Consider the following 21,850-nt stretch of genomic DNA (forward strand, 5'->3'; position numbering starts at 1 on the left):
GGCGGGCCTTCGCGCGGCGGTGATTCACCCGATGGGGCGTGCGTGCGGATATGCCGATGGGCCGGGCGGAACACCCGTACGGGTGGCCGTCCGGCCCATCGTGGTGCCGTATGGCGGAACGCGCCGCCGGTCGTGGCTCAGTCGCGGGCGACCTCGGCGGCCCGCTCGTCCGCGGCCTCCACGGCGTCGCCGCCCCGGTTGTCGATCCTGGCGACAAGGCCCGTCACCTGGCGGGCGATGTCCGGCGCGGTGAGCCCGATCTCGGCCATGACCTCCTTGCGGGAGGCGTGGTCGAGGAACTTCTCGGGGATGCCGAAGTCGCGCAGCGGGAGGTCCACACCGGCGTCCCGCAGCGCCTGGGCGATGGCCGAACCGACGCCGCCGGACCGGATGTTGTCCTCGACGGTGACCACGACACGGTGCTTGGCGGCGAGCCCGGGCAGCGCCGCGTCGACCGGCTTGACCCAGCGCGGGTCGACGACGGTGCTGGAGATGCCCTGCTTGTCCAGCAGATCGGCGACCTCGAGGCACATCGGCGCCAGGGCGCCCACGGAGACCACCAGGACGTCGGGCTTGTCGGCCTTGCTCTCGCGCAGCACGTCCATGCCGCCGATCTTCCCGACCGCGGGTACGGCCGGTCCGACGACGCCCTTGGAGTAGCGCAGCACCGTCGGCGCGTCCTTGACCTCGACGGCCTCGCGCAGCTGGGCGCGCAGCTGCTCGGCGTCGCGCGGTGCGGCGAGCCGCAGCGTGGGGACGACCTGGAGCATGGACATGTCCCACATTCCGTTGTGGGAGGCGCCGTCGTCACCGGTGACCCCGGCCCGGTCCAGGACGAAGGTCACGCCGCACTTGTGCAGGGCGACGTCCATCAGGACCTGGTCGAAGGCCCGGTTGAGGAAGGTGGCGTAGACGGCGAAGACCGGGTGGACGCCGCCGGTGGCCAGGCCCGCGGCCGAGGTGGCGGCGTGCTGCTCGGCGATGCCGACGTCGTAGATACGGTCCGGGAACGCGTCGGCGAACTTCTTCAGGCCGACGGGCTGGAGCATGGCCGCGGTGATCGCGACGATGTCGTCCCGCTCCCGGCCGAGCCTGACCATCTCGTCGCCGAAGACGGAGGTCCAGCTGGCGGCGGCGGTCTTGACCGGCAGGCCGGTGTCCGGGTGGATCGGGCCGATGCCGTGGAAGCGGTCGGCCTCGTCCTGCTCGGCGGGCTTGTAGCCGCGGCCCTTCTCGGTGAGGCAGTGCACGATGACCGGGCCGCCGAAGCGCTTGGCGCGGGCCAGCGCGGATTCCAGGGCCTCGATGTCATGGCCGTCGATCGGGCCGACGTACTTCAGACCCAGGTCCTCGAACATGCCCTGCGGTGCGATGAAGTCCTTCAGGCCCTTCTTGGCGCCGTGCAGGGTCTCGTACAGCGGCTTGCCGACGACGGGCGTGCGCTCGAGGAGGTCCTTGCCGCGGGCCAGGAAGCGCTCGTAGCCGTCGGTGGTACGCAGCGTGGCCAGGTGGTTGGCGAGACCGCCGATGGTCGGGGCGTAGGAGCGCTCGTTGTCGTTGACGACGATCACGAGCGGGCGGTCCTTGGCGGCGGCGATGTTGTTGAGCGCCTCCCAGGCCATACCGCCGGTGAGCGCGCCGTCACCGATCACGGCGACGACGTGGTCGTCCTTGCCGCGCACCTCATTGGCCTTGGCGAGGCCGTCGGCCCAGCCCAGCACCGTCGAGGCGTGGCTGTTCTCGATGATGTCGTGCGGCGACTCGGCGCGCGAGGGGTAGCCGGACAGGCCGCCCTTGCTGCGCAGGCCCGCGAAGTCCTGGCGGCCGGTGAGCAGCTTGTGGACGTAGGACTGGTGTCCCGTGTCGAAGAGGACCTTGTCCTTCGGGGAGTGGAAGACGCGGTGCAGCGCGATGGTCAGCTCGACCACGCCGAGGTTCGGGCCGAGGTGTCCGCCGGTCTTGGACACTGCGTCGACGAGGAAGGTACGGATCTCCCCCGCCAGCTGCTCAAGCTGCGCCGGCTCCAGCCGGTCCAGATCGCGCGGTCCCCTGATACGGGAAAGCAACGCCACCCCTGCCTCCTTGCGTTCTGCCTGCTGCCTGTGCCTGTGCCTGTTGCCGTGCATCGAGCTTGCCGATCAGATGAGTCTAATGTTCCGCCCGTGGCGCCGACGGCCGGGCCTTGCGATGTATGTCACCGGGGTGCGGCACCCAAACGGCCCCGTCCATGAACACGGGCCGGCCCCCACGGGCGGTTGCCTGGTGGGGGCCGGTTTTCCGGGAATATCCGGTATGGGTCAGGTGCGCCCCGCGGTTTTCTGCGTCCGCCGCGACACCGAGTCGATCACCACGGCGGCCAGCAGCACCGCGCCGGTGATCATGTACTGGATCTCGCTGGCCATGCCGAGCAGGTTCAGGCCCTGCTGGATCGACTGGATGACCAGCATGCCCAGCAGCGCGGACCAGATCTTGCCGCGGCCGCCGAAGAGGCTGGTACCGCCGATGACGGCCGCCGCGATGACGTTCATCAGGGTGTTGCCGGAGCCCAGGTTCTTGGTGGCACCGCCGGAGAGGCTGGCGATGAACAGTCCGCCGAAGGCGGCGAGCATCCCGGAGATGGCGAAGACGCTGATCCGGATCCTGTTGACGTTGATGCCGGCGCGGCGGGCCGCCTCGGCGTTGCCGCCGACCGCGAAGATCTGCCGTCCGTAGGTCGTACGGCGCACCACGAAGTCCGCGATGACCAGTACGGCGAGGAACAGCACCAGGGCCAGCGGCAGGCCGCGGGCGCCGGCCGGCTCGTTGAGGACGTAGGCGACCGCGAAGGAGATCACGGCGACCACGCCGGTGCGCAGCAGGATCTCGCTGAGCGGGCGCGCGGGCAGCGCGGCGGCCTTACGGCGCTTGGTGTCCAGCAGCAGCGATCCGGCGTAGGCGAGCACCGCGACCAGCGCCAGCCCGTACGCCGCGGCCTTGTCCTCGAAGTAGTAACCGGTGAGGCTCTCCACCAGGCTGCCGCTGGGCGTGTTGATGGAGCCTTCCTTGCCCATCATCCAGATCTGCAGGCCGCTCCAGCCGAGGAAGCCGGCCAGCGTCACCACGAACGCGGGCACGCCGATCTTGGCGAAAAAGAACCCGTGCAGCGCGCCGATGGCGATGCCGACGGCGATGGCGATCAGCAGCGCCAGGTTGTCATTGACGCCATGGGTGACGCTGAGCACCGCCCAGACGGCCGCGCCGACGCCCGCCACCGAGCCGACCGAAAGATCGATCTCACCGAGCAGCAGGACGAAGACGATGCCGACGGCCATGATGCCGAGGCCCGAGGTGTAGACGCCGATGTTGGCGAGGCTGTCGGCGGACAGGAAGCTGCTGTTCTTCAGCTGGAAGACGATCGCGATCACGATCAGGCCGATGATGACCGGCAGCGAGCCCAGCTCACCGCCGCGCACCCGGCGCTTGAAGTCGTTGAGGTAGCCGGCCAGGCCCTGCTCGCGGACGAGCAGACGGGGGTCGACGGCGGCGGGGGCGGTCTCGGTCGCACCGGCCGTCTCCACAGCCTCGGTGGCCTCGGTGACCTCCGCGGCCTCGGTGACCTCGGTGGCCGCCTCCGCCACCGGCTCCTTCTCGGCTACGGGCTCCTTCTTGAGGTCGCTCATGCCGACACCTCGCTTCGCTCGGCCCCGCATACGCGAGGCGCGCACCTTTCAACGATTCGCTCGCTGCGCTCGCTCATGCCCCGGCCTCCTTCTTCACCTGATCCGTACGCGCCTTGCGGCGGGTGACGGCGTTGTCCGAGGCGCCGGTGATCGCGGCGATGATCTCTTCGTGGGAGGTGCCCTCGACGGGGAAGACACCGTTGTTACGGCCCAGCCGCAGCACCGCGACCCGGTCCGCGACGGCCTGCACATCGGCCATGTTGTGGCTGATGAGGATGACGCCCAGGCCTCGCTCGCGCAGCCGCTCCACGAGGTCGAGGACCTGCGCCGTCTGCTCGACGCCGAGGGCCGCGGTGGGCTCGTCGAGGATGACGATCTTCGGGTCGCCGATCAGCGCGCGGGCGATGGCGACGACCTGCCGCTGACCGCCGGAGAGCGCGGCGACGGGGATCCGGACGCTGGGGATGCGGATGGACAGGGTGTCCAGCAGCTCCTTCGCGCGCTTTTCCATGGCGATCTCGTCGAGGACGCCCGCGGTGCGGGTCTCGTTGCCGAGGAAGAGGTTGGCGACGACATCGAGGTTGTCGCAGAGCGCGAGGTCCTGGTAGACGGTCGCGACGCCGAGTTCCTGGGCGTCGTGCGGCTTGGCGATGCGTACCGCCTCGCCCTCCCACTCGATGGCGCCGTCGTCGACCGGGTGGACGCCGGAAATGGTCTTGACCAGGGTGGACTTGCCGGCACCGTTGTCGCCGACAAGGGCGACCACCTCACCGGGGTGGATCTCCAGGGTGACGTCCGTGAGTGCCTGGACGGCACCGAACCGCTTGGAGATTCCGCGCAACGCCAGCACAGGCGTAGCGGACACGTGAATCATCTCCTTCGCCGCCGTCACAACGGCGGGGATGGTGGTGCGAAGAGCGCGAGAGGGCTCTGCAAAGAGGGGTGGGGGGTGGCCGGGCCCGCGCCAGGGACGGGGCGGCGCGGGCCGGGCCGGGCCGGTGGGCGCGGGTTACTTGATGCCGGCCGCTTCGCAGGCCTTCTTGACGTCGCCGGTGCAGATCTGGCTCGCCTTGTAGACCTTGTCCTTGAGGATCGTGTCCTTGATGTTGTCCTTGGTCACGATCTGCGCGTCGTACAGCTTGGCGGGAATGCCCTTGACGTCGCCGCTGAGGCTGTCGACCTTGGCGTCGGTCAGGGAGCCGATCTTCTCGCCCTTGAGGAGCTTGACCGCGATCTCGGCCGTGGAGTCGGCCTGCGGCTTGATCTGCTTGTAGATGGTGAACGCCTGCTGGCCCTTGAGGATCCGCTGGAGGCCGGCGAGTTCGGCGTCCTGGCCGCCGACCGGGACCTTGACGCCCTGCTGCTTGAGGGCGGTGATGATGCCGCCGGCCATGCCGTCGTTACCGGAGTAGACGCCCTGGAAGCCGTCCTTGCCGAGCGAGTCGATGGCGGAGCTCATCTTCTTGTTGGCCTCGTCCGGCGACCAGTCCGGGATCTCCTGCTCGTATGCGATCTTCTTGACCTGCTTGTCCAGGACGCTGTGTGCGCCCTTCTTGAAGAACGGCATGTTCGGGTCGGTGGGCGACCCGTTGATCATGACGACATTGCTGTCCTTGGCCTTGTCGCCGAGCGCCTTGACCAGCGCCTGGCCCTGCAGGCGGCCGATCTTCTCGTTGTCGTAGGAGACATAGGCGGAGATGTTGCCCTCGGCCAGCCGGTCGTACGCGACGACCTTGACGCCCTTCTTGGCGGCCTGGTTGACCCAGGTCTTGGTGGCCTTGAAGTCGACGGCGTCGAGGATGATCACCTTCACGCCCTGGGTGATCAGCGCGTCGAACTGCTTCTTCTGGGTGTCGGTTTCCTGCGAAGCGTTGTTGTACAGGACCTTGCAGTCGCTGCACAGCGCCTTGATCTTGCCCTCGATCAGCGGGCGGTCGAAGGTCTCGTAGCGCGTGGTCTTGTTCTCCGGCAGCAGCAGACCGATGGTCTTCCCGTCGCCGCCGCCCGCCTTGGCGCCGTCACCGGCCTTGCCGCAGGCGGCCACGGAGAGCGCCATCGAGACGGCGGCGGTTCCTATGACGACGCGGCGCGTCCAAACGTTCATGGGGGTTGCCTCCCTGACGAGGCCGCGTCGTTGCGGCCGAGGTGGCTGGAAGTCAACTCGGCCGCCGCCCCACCGTCAAGAAGTAAATCCTTAACGAGATGGCAACGGTGCCATGCGTTAGCAGTGTGAACTCAAGCCGAACGCGCTACGGGGGCGGCGGCCGCGGGCGCCGAGGCGCCGCGGCGAGCCTGGCCGAAAAGCGATGCCGCCGTCACGCCATGGCGGGTGCGTCCGCGTTCCGTGCACCGTCGAGCAGGGTCGAATCACCCATCTCGCTCAGTACGAGCGCGAGCGCGCCCAGCACCTCCGCACGGCCGCCGAGCGTGCCGGGGACGATCCCCAACTGCCGTGCCGCGCTGGGGATCGCATACCGCGACACCGACTCCCGGATCGGCGCCAGCACCAGCTCACCGGCCTCGGCAAGATCGCCGCCGAGCACCACCCGGCTCGGATTGAGCAGATTGCACAGATTCGCCACACCGCTGCCGATATGGCGGCCCACATCCGCGATCACCCGCCGGCAGCCCGGGTCCCCCTCACGGGCCAGCTGCACCACCCTGGCCATGGTCAGATCCGGACCGTGGCTGGGCTGGAGCAGGGGGAGCACATACCGCGCCGCGGTGAAGGTCTCCAGACAGCCGCGGTTGCCGCAGCGGCAGACCGGCCCGGACTCGTCCAGCGTGATGTGCCCGATCTCGCCCGCCGTACCGCCCGGTCCCCGGTAGATCTGCCCGCTGATCACCAGGCCCGCGCCGACACCGCTGGCCACCTTGATGTACGCGAGATCGGCGGCCCCGCGCCCGCCGCCCCACACCAGCTCGCCGAGCGCGCCCAGGTTGGCGTCGTTGTCGACGTACACGGGCACGCCGAGGCGCCCGGACAGCTCCTGGCTGGGGTTCGTACCGGACCAGCCCGGCAGGATCGCCGTCGAGCCGAGCGTCCCGGATTCCACGTCGATGGGCCCCGGGACACCCAGACCGACGCCGATGACCTTGTCGGCACCGACCCCGGTGGCCGCGATCAGCCGGTTGACCAGCCGTTCCGCCCGGTCGAAGCCCTCGGCCGCGGAGGCGTCCACATCGATCGGCTCGGCCTCCTCGGCGAGCACCTGGTGCGCGAGGTTGCCGACCGCCACCCGCAGATGGGAGTGCCCGAAATCGACGCCGACGACAATGCCCGCGTCCCCGGAGAGCGACACGCTGCGCGCCCGCCGCCCGCCCGCGGAGGTGGGCGTGACCTCGACGGTCCCGCCGTCCTTCAGCTCGCGAACGATGTTGGAGACGGTGGCCGCGGACAGCCCCGTGCTCCGGGCGATCTCCGCCTGCGTGAGGGAGCCCGCCATACGCACCGCTCGTACGACCCGCTCCAGATTGGCCCGGTGCAGCGAGGACTGCGACCCCGGAGTCTCCATTGACTCATCCACTCCCGTCTGGGGCTGGGCCACATCAGCGGGGCCCGGCTGTCTCCAACATGTGAATCTAAGCTGACGCGCCCGGGCCGTCTCCCGTCAAGTACTTGAGTGGCCAAGAGATCAAGTGGAATGCAGACGGAATGACCATGGCAGGCGTGGTCCGGCACCCTGGCGGGGCGGCGGGACCTGCCTGCGGAGCCGGTGGCGAGGGTGTTGCCGGCGTTGTGTCCGGTCGGTGCCGTGTCTTTTCGATCACACCGATGACATCGGGCACGCCGAACGTGCCGGACACATCCCTCGCGCCGCATGCACCCCGGGGATCAGACGCTACTTCAGCGCCCCGGCCGTCAGACCGGCCACCACCTGCCGCTGGAAGATGATGTACGCCGCGAGCACCGGCAGCATCGCGATCGTCAGCCCGGCGAACAGCCCCGACCAGTCCCCCTTGTAGCCCTGGCTCACGGCCAGCGCCACCAGCCCCTGGGTCAGCATCTTCTTGTTCGGGTCACCGACATTGAGCACCGTCGGCAGCAGGTACTGGTTCCACTGCCCGAGGAAGTTGAAGATCCCGACGCTGATCAGGCCGGGGCGGGCCATCGGCAGCATCACCTGGAAGAAGGTGCGGGTGTGCGAGGCACCGTCGATGAGCGCCGCCTCGGCCACCGACGTCGGCAGTGTCCTGAAGAACCCGCTGAGGAAGAAGACCGTGAACGGCAGTGAATAGGCGATATAGACGAGGATCAGGCCGTGGTAGGTGTCCAGCAGCGTCATGTTCTTCATGACGAAGAACAGCGGGACCAGCGCCAGGATGACCGGGAAACCCATGCCGCCCACGAACAGGAAGTAAAGGAAGCGGTTCCCGGGGAAGTCGAAACGGGCCAGCACATACGCCGCCATCGACCCGAGCAGCATCGTGCCGATCAGCGAACCCCCCACCACAATGAGCGAGTTGAGGAAGTACTGGCCCATGTTCGCCTTGTCCCAGGCGCGCGCCCAGTTGTCGAAATGCAGGACGGACGGCAGCCCCCACGGCGAGCCGAAGATCTCGGCATCGTCCTTGAAGGAGCTGACCACCGCCCACAGCAGCGGCATGGTGACCAACAGGCCCCAGATCACCAGGACGCCGTGGGAGAAGACATTGAGGACCCCGCCCTCACCCCTTCCGCCGCCGTTCCGCTCCTTGCGGGGCGGCGCGGAAAGGCCGTCGTCCGGCCTCTCCTTGACGACAGCCGTGGCGGCACCCGTCACCACGCCTTCCGTGGCGCCTTTCGGGGCGCTCTGGGTGACGCCTTCCCTATCGCCCGGAAGCCCCGCGGGATCCGTCTGCGCACTCATCAGAACTCCAGTCGCTCGCGCCGTCCCAGCCGCATCACAATGGCCGAGAAGATGAGGGTCACGATCAGCAGGGAAACGCCGATGGAGGTCGCGTATCCGGCCTGACCGTCGCGGAAGGTCTTCTGGTAGACGTACAGCGGAAGGACCTCGGTCGCATAGTCGGGGCCGCCCGGACCGACGCTCATGATCTGCACGAACGCGAAGGCCGACACGTCCAGGGCGAGGATGCCCATATAGATCCAGCCGGTCTGCACGGTGTCCCACAGCAGCGGCAGGGTGATCCGGAAGAACGTGTTGAAGCGGTTCGCGCCGTCCAGCAGCGCGGCCTCGTAGAAGTCCTTCGGGATGGAGCTCATACCGGCCGAGAAGAGCACGACGTAGAAGCCGACATTGGCCCACACCATCGCGCCCATCACACACCACAGCGCGATCCCCGGATCACCCAGCCAGTCCGGCTGCACATTGTCCAGACCGATCGCCTTGAAGAACGCGTTGAGTGCGCCGCTCTCCGGGTTGTAGGCGAACTGGAACAGCAGCGCGACGATCGGTACGGACAGCACCTGCGGAAAGAAATAGAGAATCTTGTACGCGCTCGAGCCGCGTACGCCGCCGATCACCGCCTTCTTCCTCCGGCGTCCGCCGACATTGAGCATGAAGGCGAAGAAGAGTCCGAGCGACAGCGTCACCACCGGCAGCAGGAGCAGCAGCGTCACACTGTTGCCCACGGCGGCCCAGAAGACATCGTCCTGGAAGAGCCGCGCGTAGTTGTCGAAGCCGACCATCTTCATGTCCGGACTCAGCCCGGTCCAGTCCGTGAAGGAGTAGTAGATGGCCTGCACGAACGGCGAGATCACAAAGATCGCATAAATCGCCAGCGGGATGACCAGGAACCCCGCGATGAAACGGTATTTGCCGTGCTGCATGACTCCCGATCCCGTTCTCTCCCTGCGGATGCCGCCGCTGGTGACGCTCCCCCGGCCAGCGCCGGGAGGTACCCCCACGAACTCGGCGCCCGACGCAACTCGTCGCTCAGCGCCGGTACTTGTCGGCGCCGGCACCCGCCACTTGTCAGCGCATGTGACCGTCAGCGCTTGCAGGTGTGTCAGCGCTTGTACTTCTTGACGCTGGAGTCGTCGCGGGTGTCGTCCGCGTACTTCTGGATCTTCTTTATCGCCTCGTCCGGCGTCATCCGTCCGGCCATCATCTCGCCCAGCGCGCCGACCCCGATCCGCTCCTTCTGCAGCGCCACATACCAGTCCTGCAGCCGGGGATTGACGATGTTCGAGCCGGCCTTCTGCAGCGCCGCATGCGCCGACGTCAGCCCCGGCGGGAGCGTGACGCCCTCCGTGCCGCCGTTGAACGAACAGAGCGAGGAGACCTGCTTGATGAAATTCTGCGCTGACTTCTTGCTGAGCATGATGCGCAGCAGTTCCATGCCGCCGTCGGAGTTCTTCGCCGCCTTCGGGACGATGTACGGCTCGCCGCCCGAGGCCCAGATCGTGCCGAACGGCATCTTGTCCGAGGAGGAGAGGCTGGACGGCGCGCCGACCGCGAGGTCGAAGTGCGGATTCGCGGCGATCTGCTTGGCCGATTCGTTCTCCACCCAGGAACCGTTGGGGATGAACAGCGCCTTCCCGTCGGCCCATGCCTTCTGCGACTGGAGGTGGTCGAGACCCGGCGAGCCCTTGAGGACGTACCCCTTCTTGTAGAGCTCGTAATAGGCGTCGAATGCCGCCTTGACCGCGGGGTCCTTCCAGGCGTTCGGCTCCAGGTTGTCGATGCGCCGCAGGACCTCCGCGCCGCCGATCTTGGCGATGAACGGGTAGAGGCTGAAGGGCAGGTAGTAGGGGTACTTGCCCGGGTAGGTCCAGCCCGCGATGCCCTTCTTCTTGGCCTTCGCGCACAGCGCGAGCATCTCGTCCCAGGTCTCGGGGTATTCCGCGTCCAGCTTCCGGAGATTCCCCTTGGAGTACCACACGCCGTACACCGTGTAGGCGTAGTACAGGATCCAGGTCTCCTTACCGCCGAACTGCCCCATCTCGATGACGCCCGGGCGCAGCGTGTCGCGCACCTTCTTGTTCGGGTCGTCGACCGAGGGGGCGTCGAGGAGCGGCGTCAGATCACTGAGCTGGTTCTTGCCGACCAGGGTGCCGAAATCCATCTGCTCGGCGCCGGAGTTGTCGACGAGATCGGGCGGATTCCCGCCGTTGAAGCGGGGCTGCAGCGTCGACTGGATCTTCTGCGTCGAGGACAGCTTGACCTTGCCCTCGGCCTTCGGGAACGCCTTGAGGTACTCCGCCTGCGCATCCTTGGCGTACTTGTCGCCGAATCCACCGTCGAAGATGACGACGTCCAGCCCCGCGGACTCATTGACGGCCAGCGGATTCTTCGCCGTCTTCTTTCCCTTGGCGACCTTGTCCCCGTCTCCGCTGGAGGCCCCGGCGCACGCCGACAACATGCTCATGGCCGGTACGGCGACGATTCCCAGGGCCGCGGCCCGCTTGACCAGATCGCGGCGGTTGAATTCTGAGGTGGATCCCATGCTCAAGTCCTCGCCTTCTTCAGGACTCAGGCGGTGTACCGGAGCCACCCCGGCACCGCAGGTCAGATGAAGCTGAGTTGTACGGGATGTGCACCGGACGCGCGGGATACGCGCTAGGGAGACCCGGGGAAATCATCCATTCCCCCGCACTCCCCCGGATCCACGGCCCAGTCGCACGGGCCGGTCGGATGCCGACAGGTATAGTCCACTTCCGGCCGAAGGGGCAAGATCGAACGCAGGGTTGGACGGCGTCTTTCCCTAGTTGAGACCTCCCCGGTATGCACGGGGATGCACCATTGGCCGACACCCCGCCCGCCCACGGCGGGAAGGCGGTCCGGCGACCGCAGCGCCGACCCACCGACCGCACCGGCACCCTTGACACCCCTCTCCCCACCCCCCTTACTTGTCTCTGCTCATCCCCCGCATTTCTCCGGATCTCCCCGTATCTCTCCGGATCGCTTCGCATCACCCCTGCGCCACCACACATCGCCACCACCCATCAATTGACAACGATGTCACCTTTGTTGAGAGGGCTCGCGTGCGGCACAGACACCGGTACCGTCCACCGCGTCCACCGCGGAAGTTCACCCGCCCCGCCGCCCTCGCGGCGGCCGCGCTGTTCGTCATCACCGCGCACCTCCCGGCCCAGGCAGCACCCGCGCAAAAGCCCCCGGGGGCAACGGAGTTCCGTTCCTCCTTCGAGCCCGGTGACCCGGCACCGACCTGGTCCGACACCGTGGACACCACCCCCGACGGCACACCTCGCGCGTCCGGCGTCACCCAGGAGACGACCCCCGCGCGCCCCGGCATGACCAGCCACCCCGACGCCGGCCCCACCGACTCCCCCACCGCCAAGGCGCACGCCGGCTTCACCGGCACCCACGCGCTGCGGTACGGCGGCACCCATACCGGCCCCGCCCGCGGCTACTCGTACAACAGGCTCTTCGACGTCGACATCCGCATCACCGCATCAACGTCCCTCTCCTACAAGCTCTTCCCGGAGATGGCCAGAACCGATCTGTCCTACCCCGCGACCCACGTCGCCGTGGACCTGGCTTTCACCGACGGCACCTACCTCAGCGATCTGCACGCCGTCGACCAGCACGGTGCGCCCCTGACGCCGCAGGGTCAGGCCGCCTCCAAGACCCTCTACGCCAATCAGTGGAACAACCGTGAGGCGCGCATCGGCGCGGTGGCCGCCGGCAAGACCGTCGACCGCATCCTCATCGCCTACGACGCGCCGAGGGCGCCGCGCACCGCACCGACCTTCCGCGGCTGGGTGGACGACATCACCCTCGCGCCCAGCCCCCCGGACAGGCGGCTCCGTCACCTCTCCGACTACGCCCTCACCACCCGCGGCACCCTCTCCAGCGGCAGCTTCTCGCGCGGCAACACCTTCCCCGCCACCGCCGTCCCCAACGGCTTCAACTTCTGGACCCCGGTGACGAACGCCGGCTCCGCCGACTGGCTCTACGAGTACGCGCGGCGCAACAACGCCGACAACCTCCCCGCCCTCCAGGCCTTCAGCGCCAGCCACGAGCCCAGCCCCTGGATGGGCGACCGCCAGACGTTCCAGGTCATGCCCACCATCGCCCCGGGCACCCCGGACGCCTCCCGCACCGCCCGCGCCCTCCCCTTCCACCACAGCCGCGAGACCGCGCGCCCGCACTACTACGGCGTCACCTTCGACAACGGCCTCAAGGCGGAGATCACCCCCACCGACCACGCCGCCCTGATGCGCTTCACCTTCCCCGGCAGCAACGCCGGCCTCATCTTCGACAACGTCGACAACAGGGGCGGCCTGACCCTGGACACCGAGCGCGGCATCGTCACCGGCTTCTCCGACGTCAAGAGCGGCCTGTCCGTCGGCGCCACCCGGCTCTTCGTCTACGGCGTCTTCGACGCGCCCGTCACCGGGGGCGGCAAGCTCGACGGCGGGGGCGGCAAGGACGTCACCGGCTATCTCCGCTTCCGGCCGGGCGCCGACCGTACGGTGACGATGCGGATCGCCACCTCTTTGATCGGCGTGGACCAGGCGAAGGCGAACCTGTCCCGTGAGATCCCGGCCGGTGCGGCCTTCGCCGACGTCAGGGGCCGGGCGCAGGCCCAGTGGGACGGCCTCCTGGGCCGCGTGGAGGTGGAGGGCGCGAGCCGGGACCAGCTCACCACCCTCTACTCCAACCTCTACCGCCTCTACCTCTACCCCAACTCCGGTTCCGAGAAGGTAGGTTCACGCACCCGCTACGCCAGCCCGTTCTCCCCGCAGACCGGCCCGGACACCCCCACCCGCACCGGCTCGAAAATCGTCGACGGCGAGATCTACGTCAACAACGGTTTCTGGGACACCTACCGGACCACCTGGCCGGCCTATTCGCTCCTCACCCCGCACCGCGCCGGACGCATGGTCGACGGCTTCGTCCAGCAGTACAAGGACGGCGGCTGGATCTCCCGCTGGTCCTCGCCCGGCTATGCGGACCTGATGACCGGTACGAGTTCCGATGTCGCCTTCGCCGATGCCTATGCCAAGGGCGTGACATTCGACGCGAAGACCGCCTATGAAGCGGCCGTGAAGAATGCCACCGTGGCCCCGCCCAGCCCCGGCGTCGGCCGTAAGGGAATGTCCACCTCCCCCTTCCTCGGCTATACGAGTACCGATACCCGCGAGGGCATGTCCTGGGCCCTGGAGGGCTATCTCAACGACTTCGGTATCGCCCGTATGGGCGAGGCCCTCTACAAGAAGACGCACAACCGGCGCTACCAGGAAGAAGCGACGTATTTCCGTCACCGGGCGCAGAACTACGTCCGGCTCTTCGACACCCGTGTCGGCTTCTTCCAGGGCAAGGACGCCCAGGGCAAATGGCGCCTGGCACCCGGGAAATTCGACCCGCGCGTCTGGGGCCACGACTACACCGAGACCAACGCCTGGACTTTCGCCTTCACCGCCCCCCAGGACACCCGGGGCCTGGCCGGCCTCTACGGCGGCCGGTCCGCGCTGGCCAGGAAGCTGGACGCGTACTTCACCACCCCGGAGACCGCCGCCAAGGAGTTCGCCGGGTCCTACGGCGATGTCATCCACGAAATGACCGAGGCCCGCGACACCCGTATGGGGATGTACGGCCACAGCAACCAGCCGTCGCACCACATCGCCTATACGTACGACGCCGCCGGACAGCCGTGGAAGACCCAGGAAAAGGTCCGCGAAGCGCTCTCCCGCCTCTACCTCGGCAGCGAAATCGGCCAGGGATACCCGGGCGACGAGGACAACGGCGAGATGTCGGCGTGGTACCTCTTCAGCGCGCTCGGCTTCTACCCCCTGGTCATGGGACAGGGCGAATACGCCGTCGGCTCCCCGCTCTTCACCAAGGCCACCGTCCACCTGGAAAACGGCCACGAGCTGACCGTGAACGCGCCGCGCAACAACGCCCGCAACATCTACGTACAGGGTCTCAAGGTCGACGGAAAACCCTGGAATTCCACCGCATTGCCCCATGCGCTGCTCTCCCGGGGCGGCCGGCTGGACTTCGCGATGGGGCCGAAGCCCTCGGCCTGGGGCAGCGGAAAAAACGCCGGGCCGACGTCCCTCACGCACGACGACCGCATCCCCACCCCCGCCCGGGATCTGACCGTGCCGGGCAGCTCACCCCTCCTGGACGACACCTCTGCCACGGATGCCGTGCTCGGGGCGGCGACGGACCTGCCGGTGGTCTCCGCGGGGAGCCATGCCGCGCAGTACACCCTCACCTCATCGGACCGTGAAAAAGCGCCCACGGGGTGGGTACTGCAGGGTTCGCCGGACGGCGCGGCATGGACCGATCTCGACAGGCGCGCGGGAGAAACCTTCACCTGGAACCACCAGACCCGGGTCTTCACGGTCGCCCACCCGGGCACGTACGCGCACTACCGACTGGTGCCCGCGGGCGGTTCGACGGCACGGCTGGCGGAGGTGGAACTGCTGAGCGCGGCCGGGTGAAACGGCGGACGGGCCGTACCCCCACCCGACAGGTGGGAGTACGGCCCGTAACGCCTGAGGGCGGCTGAGGCTTACTTGCGGATGAGCGAGCGCAGCACGTACTGCATGATGCCGCCGTTGCGGTAGTAGTCCGCCTCACCGGGGGTGTCGATGCGGACCTTGGCGTCGAACTCCACGTCGCCGGCCTTGACCTTCACCGTCTCCGGGATGCCGCCGTCGTTCAGGGCGGTGATGCCGGTGAGGGAGAAGGTCTCCTCGCCGGTCAGGCCCAGGGACAGCGCGGAGGCGCCCTCGGGGAACTGCAGCGGGAGCACGCCCATGCCGATCAGGTTCGAGCGGTGGATGCGCTCGTACGACTCGGCGATGACGGCCTTGACGCCCAGGAGCGCGGTGCCCTTGGCTGCCCAGTCGCGGGACGAGCCGGAGCCGTACTCCTTGCCGGCCAGGATGACCAGCGGAATGCCGGCGGCCTGGTAGTTCTGCGACGCGTCGTAGATGAACGACACCGGGCCGCCGTCCTGCGTGAAGTCGCGGGTGAAGCCGCCCTCGGTCCCCGGCGCGATCTGGTTGCGCAGACGGATGTTGGCGAAGGTGCCGCGGATCATGACCTCGTGGTTACCGCGGCGCGAGCCGTAGGAGTTGAAGTCGCGACGCTCGACGCCGTGCTCGGTGAGGTACTGGCCGGCCGGGGTGTCGGCCTTGATCGCACCGGCCGGGGAGATGTGGTCGGTGGTGACCGAGTCGCCCAGCTTGGCCAGCACGCGGGCACCGGCGATGTCCTCGACCGGGGTGGTCTCCATCGTCATGCCCTCGAAGTACGGGGGCTTACGGACGTAGGTGGACTCCGCGTCCCACTCGAAGGTGTTGCCGGTCGGGATCGGCAGCGCCTGCCACTGGGCGTCACCCGCGAAGACGTCGGAGTAGGACTTGTTGAACATGTCCTCGCCGATGGCGTTGGCCACGACGTCGTTGACCTCGGCCTCGGTGGGCCAGATGTCCTTGAGGTAGACCGGGTTGCCCTCGGTGTCGTTACCGATGGCCTCCTCGGTGATGTTCACCTTCATGGAGCCGGCGATGGCGTACGCGACGACCAGCGGCGGGGACGCCAGGTAGTTCATCTTGACGTCGGGGTTGATCCGGCCCTCGAAGTTACGGTTGCCGGAGAGCACCGAGGTGACCGCGAGGTCGGCCTCGTTGACGGCCTTGGAGACCTCTTCGTCCAGCGGGCCGGAGTTGCCGATGCAGGTGGTGCAGCCGTAGCCGACGAGGTTGAAGCCCAGCTTGTCCAGGTACGGGGTCAGGCCGGCCTTGTCGAAGTAGTCGGTGACGACCTTGGAGCCCGGGGCCAGGGTGGTCTTGACCCACGGCTTGCGGGTCAGGCCCTTCTCGACCGCCTTCTTGGCCACCAGCGCGGCGGCGACCATGACGTACGGGTTCGAGGTGTTGGTGCAGGACGTGATCGCGGCGACGGTGACGGCGCCGTGGTCGATCTCGTAGACCGTGCCGTCGGCGGCGGTCACCTGGGTGGGCTTGGTCGGCGCACCGTTGTGGTCCACGGCCGGGGCGTCCGAGGCCGGGAAGGACTCCTTGCCCGCCTCCTCGTCCGCCTCGCCGACGTAGTTGCGGACGTCCTGCGCGAACTGCTGGGCGGCCTCGGCCAGGACGATACGGTCCTGCGGGCGCTTGGGACCGGCGATCGACGGGACGACCGTGGAGAGGTCCAGCTCCAGCTTCTCGGAGAAGTCGGGCTCGGCGGCCGGGTCGAGCCAGAGGCCCTGCTCCTTGGCGTACGCCTCGACGAGCGCGACCTGCTGCTCGGAGCGGCCGGTCAGCTTGAGGTAGTTCAGCGTCTCGCCGTCGATCGGGAAGATGGCGGCCGTGGAGCCGAACTCCGGCGACATGTTGCCGATGGTGGCGCGGTTGGCGAGCGAGGTGGCGGCGACGCCCTCGCCGTAGAACTCGACGAACTTGCCGACGACGCCGTGCTTGCGCAGCATCTCGGTGATCGTGAGGACGAGGTCGGTGGCGGTGGTGCCCGGCTTCAGCTCACCGGTCAGCTTGAAGCCGACGACGCGCGGGATGAGCATCGAGACCGGCTGGCCGAGCATCGCGGCCTCGGCCTCGATGCCGCCGACGCCCCAGCCGAGCACACCGAGGCCGTTGACCATGGTGGTGTGCGAGTCCGTACCGACCAGGGTGTCGGGGTAGGCCTGGCCGTTGCGCACCATGACGGTCCGCGCCAGGTGCTCGATGTTCACCTGGTGGACGATGCCGGTGCCCGGCGGCACGACCTTGAACTCGTCGAACGCGGTCTGGCCCCAGCGCAGGAACTGGTAGCGCTCCTTGTTGCGGCCGTACTCCAGCTCGACGTTCTGCTTGAAGGCGTCGTTCGTGCCGAACTTGTCGGCGATGACGGAGTGGTCGATGACCAGCTCGGCGGGGGCCAGCGGGTTGATCTTCGCCGGGTCACCGCCCAGCTCCTTCACGGCCTCACGCATGGTCGCGAGGTCCACGACACACGGCACACCGGTGAAGTCCTGCATGATCACGCGGGCCGGCGTGAACTGGATCTCCTGGCTGGGCTGGGCCTGGGAGTCCCAGCCGCCGAGCGCCCGGATGTGGTCGGCGGTGATGTTCGCGCCGTCCTCGGTGCGGAGCAGATTCTCCAGCAGCACCTTCAGGCTGTACGGGAGGCGGGCCGAGCCCTCCACCTTGTCCAGCCGGAAGATCTCGTACGACTCGTCGCCCACCTGCAGCGTGCTGCGGGCGTCGAAGCTGTTCGCCGACACGACAGTCTCCTTCATGCATGAATTCGCGCGTACCGCCGCAATCCTGCCGTCACAGGTTCTTGCCCCATCCGCTAAGGTGAGCCTAAGTTAGGCACGCCTTACTGGCGCGGCAGCGGTACACCTCTCGGTAGATATCTCGATGTCGAGATAACTCTAGTACATCGGTGGGTCGGGGTCATGCCCTGGCGGGGGTGTGCTGTGTCATCCCAGGGGTGTCCCGCGTCATCAGGGACCGGCGCCCCGGTCGTCACGGGCGGTGTCCGGGCAGCCGTCGGCCGCCCCTCGTCCGAACAGGTCAGACGAGGCGTGACCGGTGTCCACAAGGGTCATTCCTTGGACTATGAAGAAGACCGTTATCACCGCAGCCCTGGCCCTCTCCGCCGTCCTGCCGGCCGGCCCGGCACAGGCCGACGCCGGCCCCGGCGCGATGCCGAACGTCAAAGGCAAGGGTCTGGTCGCCGCCTTCGAGGCCCTGCACTTCGACCCCACCGTGCGCTTCAAGGACGGCCTCGGCAGGGGACGCCATGTGCTGTGGCCCGCCCGCTGGAAGGTCTGCGAGCAGCAGCCGGCCCCCGGGGCCCATATGACCCAGCTGAAGATCACGCTGACCGTGGTCAAGAAGAACGAGCAGTGCCGGCGGCGGTAAGGCAGTCGCCGGCCGGCGGGCGCAGGGGCACGGCCTGACCCCACGGCCGCTCCGGGCCGGGTGTGCCGCATCGCTGTCACCTTCCCGCGCCGATCGCTGTCACCTTCCCGCGTCGATCGCTGTCACCTTCCCGCGTCGATCGCTGTCACATTCCCGCGTCGCCATCCGTCAGTGCGGTGACGACGCAATCCAGCGGAGCGAGAGCCGTCGGCGGAGGAGAGGCCGGCGGAGCGAGGGACGCAGGGGAAACAGGGAGAGCAACGATGCAGGCACGTATGAAGAACCCGGCCGTGGTCATCCCCGACGCCATGCCGGCCATCCTCGACCTGGTCAAGGCCGCGCAGCAGGGCGGGGTGCCGGAGAAGACACTGGAGCTGGTGCATCTGCGCGCCAGCCAGATCAACGGGTGCAGCTACTGCGTGGTGGGCGGCGCGCTGAAGGCCAAGAAGGACGGCGAGAGCGATGAGCGCCTGCACGCGGTGGCGGCCTGGCGCGAGGTACCGTACTTCAGCGAGGCCGAGCGGGCCGCACTGGCGCTCGCCGAGGCGGCCACCCGGCTGGCCGACCGTTCCGACGCGGTGCCGGACGCGGTCTGGGAGGAGGCCGCCTGGCACTACGACGAGAAGCAGCTGGCCGCACTGACCCTGATGATCGGCGCGACCAATCTCTTCAACCGCCTCAACGTCACCACGCAGCAGGTGGCGGGCGCGACCTGGTAGTTGCCGGACCACACGGTACGGCCGGAGCGGTCATCCGACAGGATGGGCGGTGTCCGCTCCGGCCCGGACTCCCTCTTGAGGTCACCTCGGCAGGTCACCTCGGCAGGTCACCTCGGTATGTCACATCGGCCGGAAGTCGTTCGTCACTGCCGTGACGGACCGCGACCGGAGGAATGTGAGCGATGGACGAGTTCGGGAAGCAGACCGAGGACGGGTACGGGAACCGGCCCCGGAGCGGGAACCAGTGGCTGGCCGAGCGGTTCGAGCAGCACCGCGGCCATCTGCGGGCGGTCGCCTACCGGATGCTCGGCTCGCTGACCGAGGCGGATGACGCCGTACAGGAGAGCTGGCTGCGGCTCAGCCGGTCCGGTGCGGACGGTGTGGAGAACCTGGGCGGCTGGCTGACGACGGTCGTCGGGCGGGTCTGCCTGGACATGCTGCGCACCCGCAAGGCGCTGCGCGAGGACTCCCTGGACACCCACGTTCCCGAGCCGGTCATCAGCCGCGAGGAGGGCATCGACCCCGAACAGGAGGTGCTGCTGGCCGACTCGGTCGGACTGGCGCTGCTCGTCGTCCTCGAAACGCTCGCCCCCGCCGAGCGGCTGGCGTTCGTCCTGCACGACATGTTCGCCGTGCCCTTCGACGACATCGCCCCCATCGTGGAACGCACCCCCGCCGCCACCCGCCAGCTCGCCAGCCGCGCCCGCCGCCGGGTCCAGGGCACGGCGGCCCCCGAAGCCGACCTGCCCCGCCAGCGAGAGGTCGTGCACGCCTTCCTCGCCGCCTCCCGCAACGGCGACTTCGATGCGCTGCTCGCGGTCCTCGACCCGGATGTGCTGCTGCGCGCCGACGGCGGCTCGGTGGCCCCGAACCTGTCGAAGGTGGTGCGCGGGGCGCGGGCCGTCGTGGAACAGGCGCTGCTGTTCTCCCGGGTCGCCCTTACCGCACGGCCGGTGCTGGTGAACGGAGCGCCGGGGGTGGTTGCGGTCCAGCAGGGCCGGGCGTTCTCCGTGATGGCCTTCACGGTCGCGGACGGCAGGATCGTCGAGATCAATATCCTCGCGGATCCGGAGCGACTGGGGAGCGTCGATGTGACGGCCCTCTGAGACACGTCCGGCAGCGGGGCAACGGGCCGGTACCGGCCCGCCGTTGTCCGGTGCCGCTTCAGCGCGACCGCCCCAGGAAAGGAACCGGGGCCGGCCGCCTCTCCCCCACCCCGTCCCCTCTACCGCCCCGTCAACCCCACCCGCACCACGCTCACAATCTCCTCGTCCGAGAGGCCCAGTTGGCGCGCCTGGACGATCAGCTGGTCAGTGACCTCGCCGAGGCGGGCGCGGGCGGGGGAGGCGGCGCCGGTCACCACCGCGCCGCGGCCGCGGCGGAGTTCGATCAGGCCCTCCTCCTTCAGACGCTGATAGCCGCGCAGCACCGTATGGACGTTGACTCCGAGGGACGTGGCGAGCGCACGGGCGGCGGGCAGCCGTTCACCGGTGTGCACCGATCCGTCGGCGATGGCGCCGCGGACCGAGGCCGCGATCTGGTCCCCGAGCGGGACGGCGGAGCTGGGGTCGACCCGGAAGAGCACCTCGTCTCCTCACTGTTCCCGCGCGCGGTCGAGACAGGTGTTGAACAATGCGGCGGCGGTGGCCGCATCGTCGACCGTCACCACGAACTCCCGCCCATTGGTCAGCCGCAGCACCAGCCCGTCACCCGAACGGAGCACCAGGCCGCTGCGGCCGGGGCAGGTGCGATAGCCCCAGCCGCCGAAGTCGGTGAGGGGGTCGACCCTCCGGCTGGTGGCCTCCTCGACCCGGTCCAGCGGGATGCGACGGAAAGGGTACGGCACCAGCGTCGAGGCGAGTGCCAGTCCGCGCCGGTCCACGGTCACCCGTACGGAGGCGATCGCCCCGATCACCACAGCGGCGACGAGGAGACTGCCCGCGACGAGCCGGTCCCCCAGGAAGCCGATCACCAGGGCGGCGCAGAGCGTCACGACCGCCAAGGCGGCTACCAGCGGTGAGCCGACGCTGCGCGACCAGCCCGCCGTCTCGCCCCGGCCCAGGGCCAGTCGCTCGGCGTGCCCGGCCGGCCGCCGGTCCGACGGCCGGCGGTCCGGGCCGGCGAGCAGCCAGCCGAGTGCACCGCACAGGAGGGCCCCGGCGAGCCCCACGGCCACCCGCCACAGCGGAAGCCGTACATCGGCCGCGTCCGTGACGTCGACGTTGATCAGCAGCGTCACACACGACAGATAGCCGAACGCCGCGGCCAGCCCCCATCCGAGGGCTATCACCCAGCGGGTACCCGGTGCGGTGCGCCGCAGATACACGAAGACGCCGAGGACGATGCCGAGGACGAGGAGCTCGACGAGGTTCCAGGTCAGAAAGCCGTGGGCGGACGTGTAGCCGTCGATGTGTCCGCCGGTCCCGTTGAAGTGGGTGCCGAGCGGCTCGGGCAGCCGCCCGGACACCCCCGCGTAGACGCCGGCGATCGTCGCGATGGCCGCGATGAAGGGGAAAGCGGCGAGCCAGTTCCGCAACGGGCCGGCAGGGGGCTCGGGGGAAGCCGGGGACGTCGTCCTGGCCTTCGTGGCGGGCATCGCAACCTCCAGTTGTCGTTGTTCGCATAGTAGTAGAACAAGTAGAGGTGGAAACAAGGAAACCAGCGGCGAGCCAACC

General features: G+C 68.6%; 15 protein-coding genes. 4 read left to right on the plus strand and 11 right to left on the minus strand.

Features of this window, described 5'->3' with window-relative positions; genetic code table 11:
* Nucleotides 1-137: 137 nt before the first annotated feature.
* The 8 genes from dxs to ngcE all read right to left on the minus strand — a co-directional run bounded on the left by dxs (nt 138) and on the right by ngcE (nt 11,051).
* On the minus strand, nt 138-2,072 hold the full coding sequence (dxs, locus tag ADL29_RS13765) for a 1-deoxy-D-xylulose-5-phosphate synthase (RefSeq protein ID WP_053923936.1): 1,935 nt from the start codon (nt 2,070-2,072) through the stop codon (nt 138-140).
* Nucleotides 2,073-2,297: 225 nt separating this feature from the next.
* Nucleotides 2,298-3,659, minus strand: coding sequence for a sugar ABC transporter permease (locus ADL29_RS13770; RefSeq protein ID WP_053923937.1), 1,362 nt, complete (start codon nt 3,657-3,659; stop codon nt 2,298-2,300).
* A gap of 73 nt (nt 3,660-3,732) precedes the next feature.
* Nucleotides 3,733-4,533 (minus strand): ATP-binding cassette domain-containing protein, encoded by an 801-nt coding sequence (locus ADL29_RS13775; RefSeq protein WP_078970969.1) that lies wholly within the window; start codon nt 4,531-4,533, stop codon nt 3,733-3,735.
* A gap of 135 nt (nt 4,534-4,668) precedes the next feature.
* Nucleotides 4,669-5,763, minus strand: coding sequence for a substrate-binding domain-containing protein (locus tag ADL29_RS13780; protein WP_053923938.1), 1,095 nt, complete (start codon nt 5,761-5,763; stop codon nt 4,669-4,671).
* A gap of 211 nt (nt 5,764-5,974) precedes the next feature.
* The gene (locus tag ADL29_RS13785) at nt 5,975-7,174 is read right to left on the minus strand and encodes an ROK family transcriptional regulator (protein ID WP_046925479.1); all 1,200 of its coding nucleotides are present in this window, start codon (nt 7,172-7,174) and stop codon (nt 5,975-5,977) included.
* Nucleotides 7,175-7,501: 327 nt separating this feature from the next.
* Nucleotides 7,502-8,509: a carbohydrate ABC transporter permease gene (locus tag ADL29_RS13790; protein WP_107094965.1), complete on the minus strand. Its 1,008-nt coding sequence runs from the start codon at nt 8,507-8,509 to the stop codon at nt 7,502-7,504.
* Nucleotides 8,509-9,432, minus strand: a complete 924-nt coding sequence (locus ADL29_RS13795; protein ID WP_053923940.1) for a carbohydrate ABC transporter permease — start codon at nt 9,430-9,432, stop codon at nt 8,509-8,511. Before ADL29_RS13795 ends, ADL29_RS13790 begins: the two co-directional genes overlap by 1 nt.
* A 179-nt stretch (nt 9,433-9,611) precedes the next feature.
* Nucleotides 9,612-11,051: an N-acetylglucosamine/diacetylchitobiose ABC transporter substrate-binding protein gene (ngcE, locus tag ADL29_RS13800; RefSeq protein ID WP_053923941.1), complete on the minus strand. Its 1,440-nt coding sequence runs from the start codon at nt 11,049-11,051 to the stop codon at nt 9,612-9,614.
* Between the two features lie 538 nt (nt 11,052-11,589).
* Here ngcE and ADL29_RS13805 point away from each other — a divergent pair.
* Nucleotides 11,590-15,021, plus strand: coding sequence for a GH92 family glycosyl hydrolase (locus ADL29_RS13805; protein WP_053923942.1), 3,432 nt, complete (start codon nt 11,590-11,592; stop codon nt 15,019-15,021).
* 71 nt (nt 15,022-15,092) lie between these two features.
* On the opposite strand, the gene acnA is transcribed toward ADL29_RS13805, so the two are convergent.
* Nucleotides 15,093-17,810 carry an aconitate hydratase AcnA gene (gene acnA, locus ADL29_RS13810; RefSeq protein WP_053924021.1) on the minus strand — a complete coding sequence of 906 codons (2,718 nt, stop codon included), beginning with the start codon at nt 17,808-17,810 and terminating at the stop codon, nt 15,093-15,095.
* 340 nt (nt 17,811-18,150) lie between these two features.
* Between acnA and ADL29_RS13815 the strand changes: the two genes are divergently transcribed.
* From ADL29_RS13815 to sigJ, 3 genes are all read left to right on the plus strand, one after another.
* Complete coding sequence (locus ADL29_RS13815) at nt 18,151-18,456, plus strand: hypothetical protein (protein ID WP_053923943.1); 306 nt, start codon at nt 18,151-18,153, stop codon at nt 18,454-18,456.
* Nucleotides 18,457-18,719: 263 nt separating this feature from the next.
* The gene (locus ADL29_RS13820) at nt 18,720-19,175 is read left to right on the plus strand and encodes a carboxymuconolactone decarboxylase family protein (protein WP_053923944.1); all 456 of its coding nucleotides are present in this window, start codon (nt 18,720-18,722) and stop codon (nt 19,173-19,175) included.
* A 182-nt stretch (nt 19,176-19,357) separates the two neighbouring features.
* Entirely contained in the window at nt 19,358-20,281 is a 924-nt protein-coding gene (gene sigJ, locus ADL29_RS13825) for an RNA polymerase sigma factor SigJ (RefSeq protein ID WP_053923945.1), read from the plus strand.
* Between the two features lie 119 nt (nt 20,282-20,400).
* Here sigJ and ADL29_RS13830 read toward each other — a convergent pair whose 3' ends face one another.
* Nucleotides 20,401-20,760: a GntR family transcriptional regulator gene (locus ADL29_RS13830; protein WP_053923946.1), complete on the minus strand. Its 360-nt coding sequence runs from the start codon at nt 20,758-20,760 to the stop codon at nt 20,401-20,403.
* Between the two features lie 9 nt (nt 20,761-20,769).
* On the minus strand, nt 20,770-21,771 hold the full coding sequence (locus tag ADL29_RS13835; RefSeq protein ID WP_053923947.1) for a hypothetical protein: 1,002 nt from the start codon (nt 21,769-21,771) through the stop codon (nt 20,770-20,772).
* Between the last annotated feature and the right edge of the window lie 79 nt (nt 21,772-21,850).

This window comes from Streptomyces chattanoogensis (genome assembly GCF_001294335.1).
Classification (GTDB): Bacteria; Actinomycetota; Actinomycetes; order Streptomycetales; family Streptomycetaceae; genus Streptomyces; species Streptomyces chattanoogensis.

Bases quoted from the DNA above. Each gene is read 5' to 3' on its own strand.
- ADL29_RS13815 (WP_053923943.1), top strand. From the start codon at position 18,151: ATGAAGAAGACCGTTATCACCGCAGCCCTGGCCCTCTCCGCCGTCCTG.
- ngcE (WP_053923941.1), bottom strand. From the start codon at position 11,051: ATGGGATCCACCTCAGAATTCAACCGCCGCGATCTGGTCAAGCGGGCC.
- ADL29_RS13820 (WP_053923944.1), top strand. From the start codon at position 18,720: ATGCAGGCACGTATGAAGAACCCGGCCGTGGTCATCCCCGACGCCATG.
- ADL29_RS13770 (WP_053923937.1), bottom strand. From the start codon at position 3,659: ATGAGCGACCTCAAGAAGGAGCCCGTAGCCGAGAAGGAGCCGGTGGCG.
- ADL29_RS13780 (WP_053923938.1), bottom strand. From the start codon at position 5,763: ATGAACGTTTGGACGCGCCGCGTCGTCATAGGAACCGCCGCCGTCTCG.
- ADL29_RS13795 (WP_053923940.1), bottom strand. From the start codon at position 9,432: ATGCAGCACGGCAAATACCGTTTCATCGCGGGGTTCCTGGTCATCCCG.
- ADL29_RS13790 (WP_107094965.1), bottom strand. From the start codon at position 8,509: ATGAGTGCGCAGACGGATCCCGCGGGGCTTCCGGGCGATAGGGAAGGC.
- ADL29_RS13785 (WP_046925479.1), bottom strand. From the start codon at position 7,174: ATGGAGACTCCGGGGTCGCAGTCCTCGCTGCACCGGGCCAATCTGGAG.
- ADL29_RS13835 (WP_053923947.1), bottom strand. From the start codon at position 21,771: ATGCCCGCCACGAAGGCCAGGACGACGTCCCCGGCTTCCCCCGAGCCC.
- sigJ (WP_053923945.1), top strand. From the start codon at position 19,358: ATGGACGAGTTCGGGAAGCAGACCGAGGACGGGTACGGGAACCGGCCC.
- ADL29_RS13775 (WP_078970969.1), bottom strand. From the start codon at position 4,533: ATGATTCACGTGTCCGCTACGCCTGTGCTGGCGTTGCGCGGAATCTCC.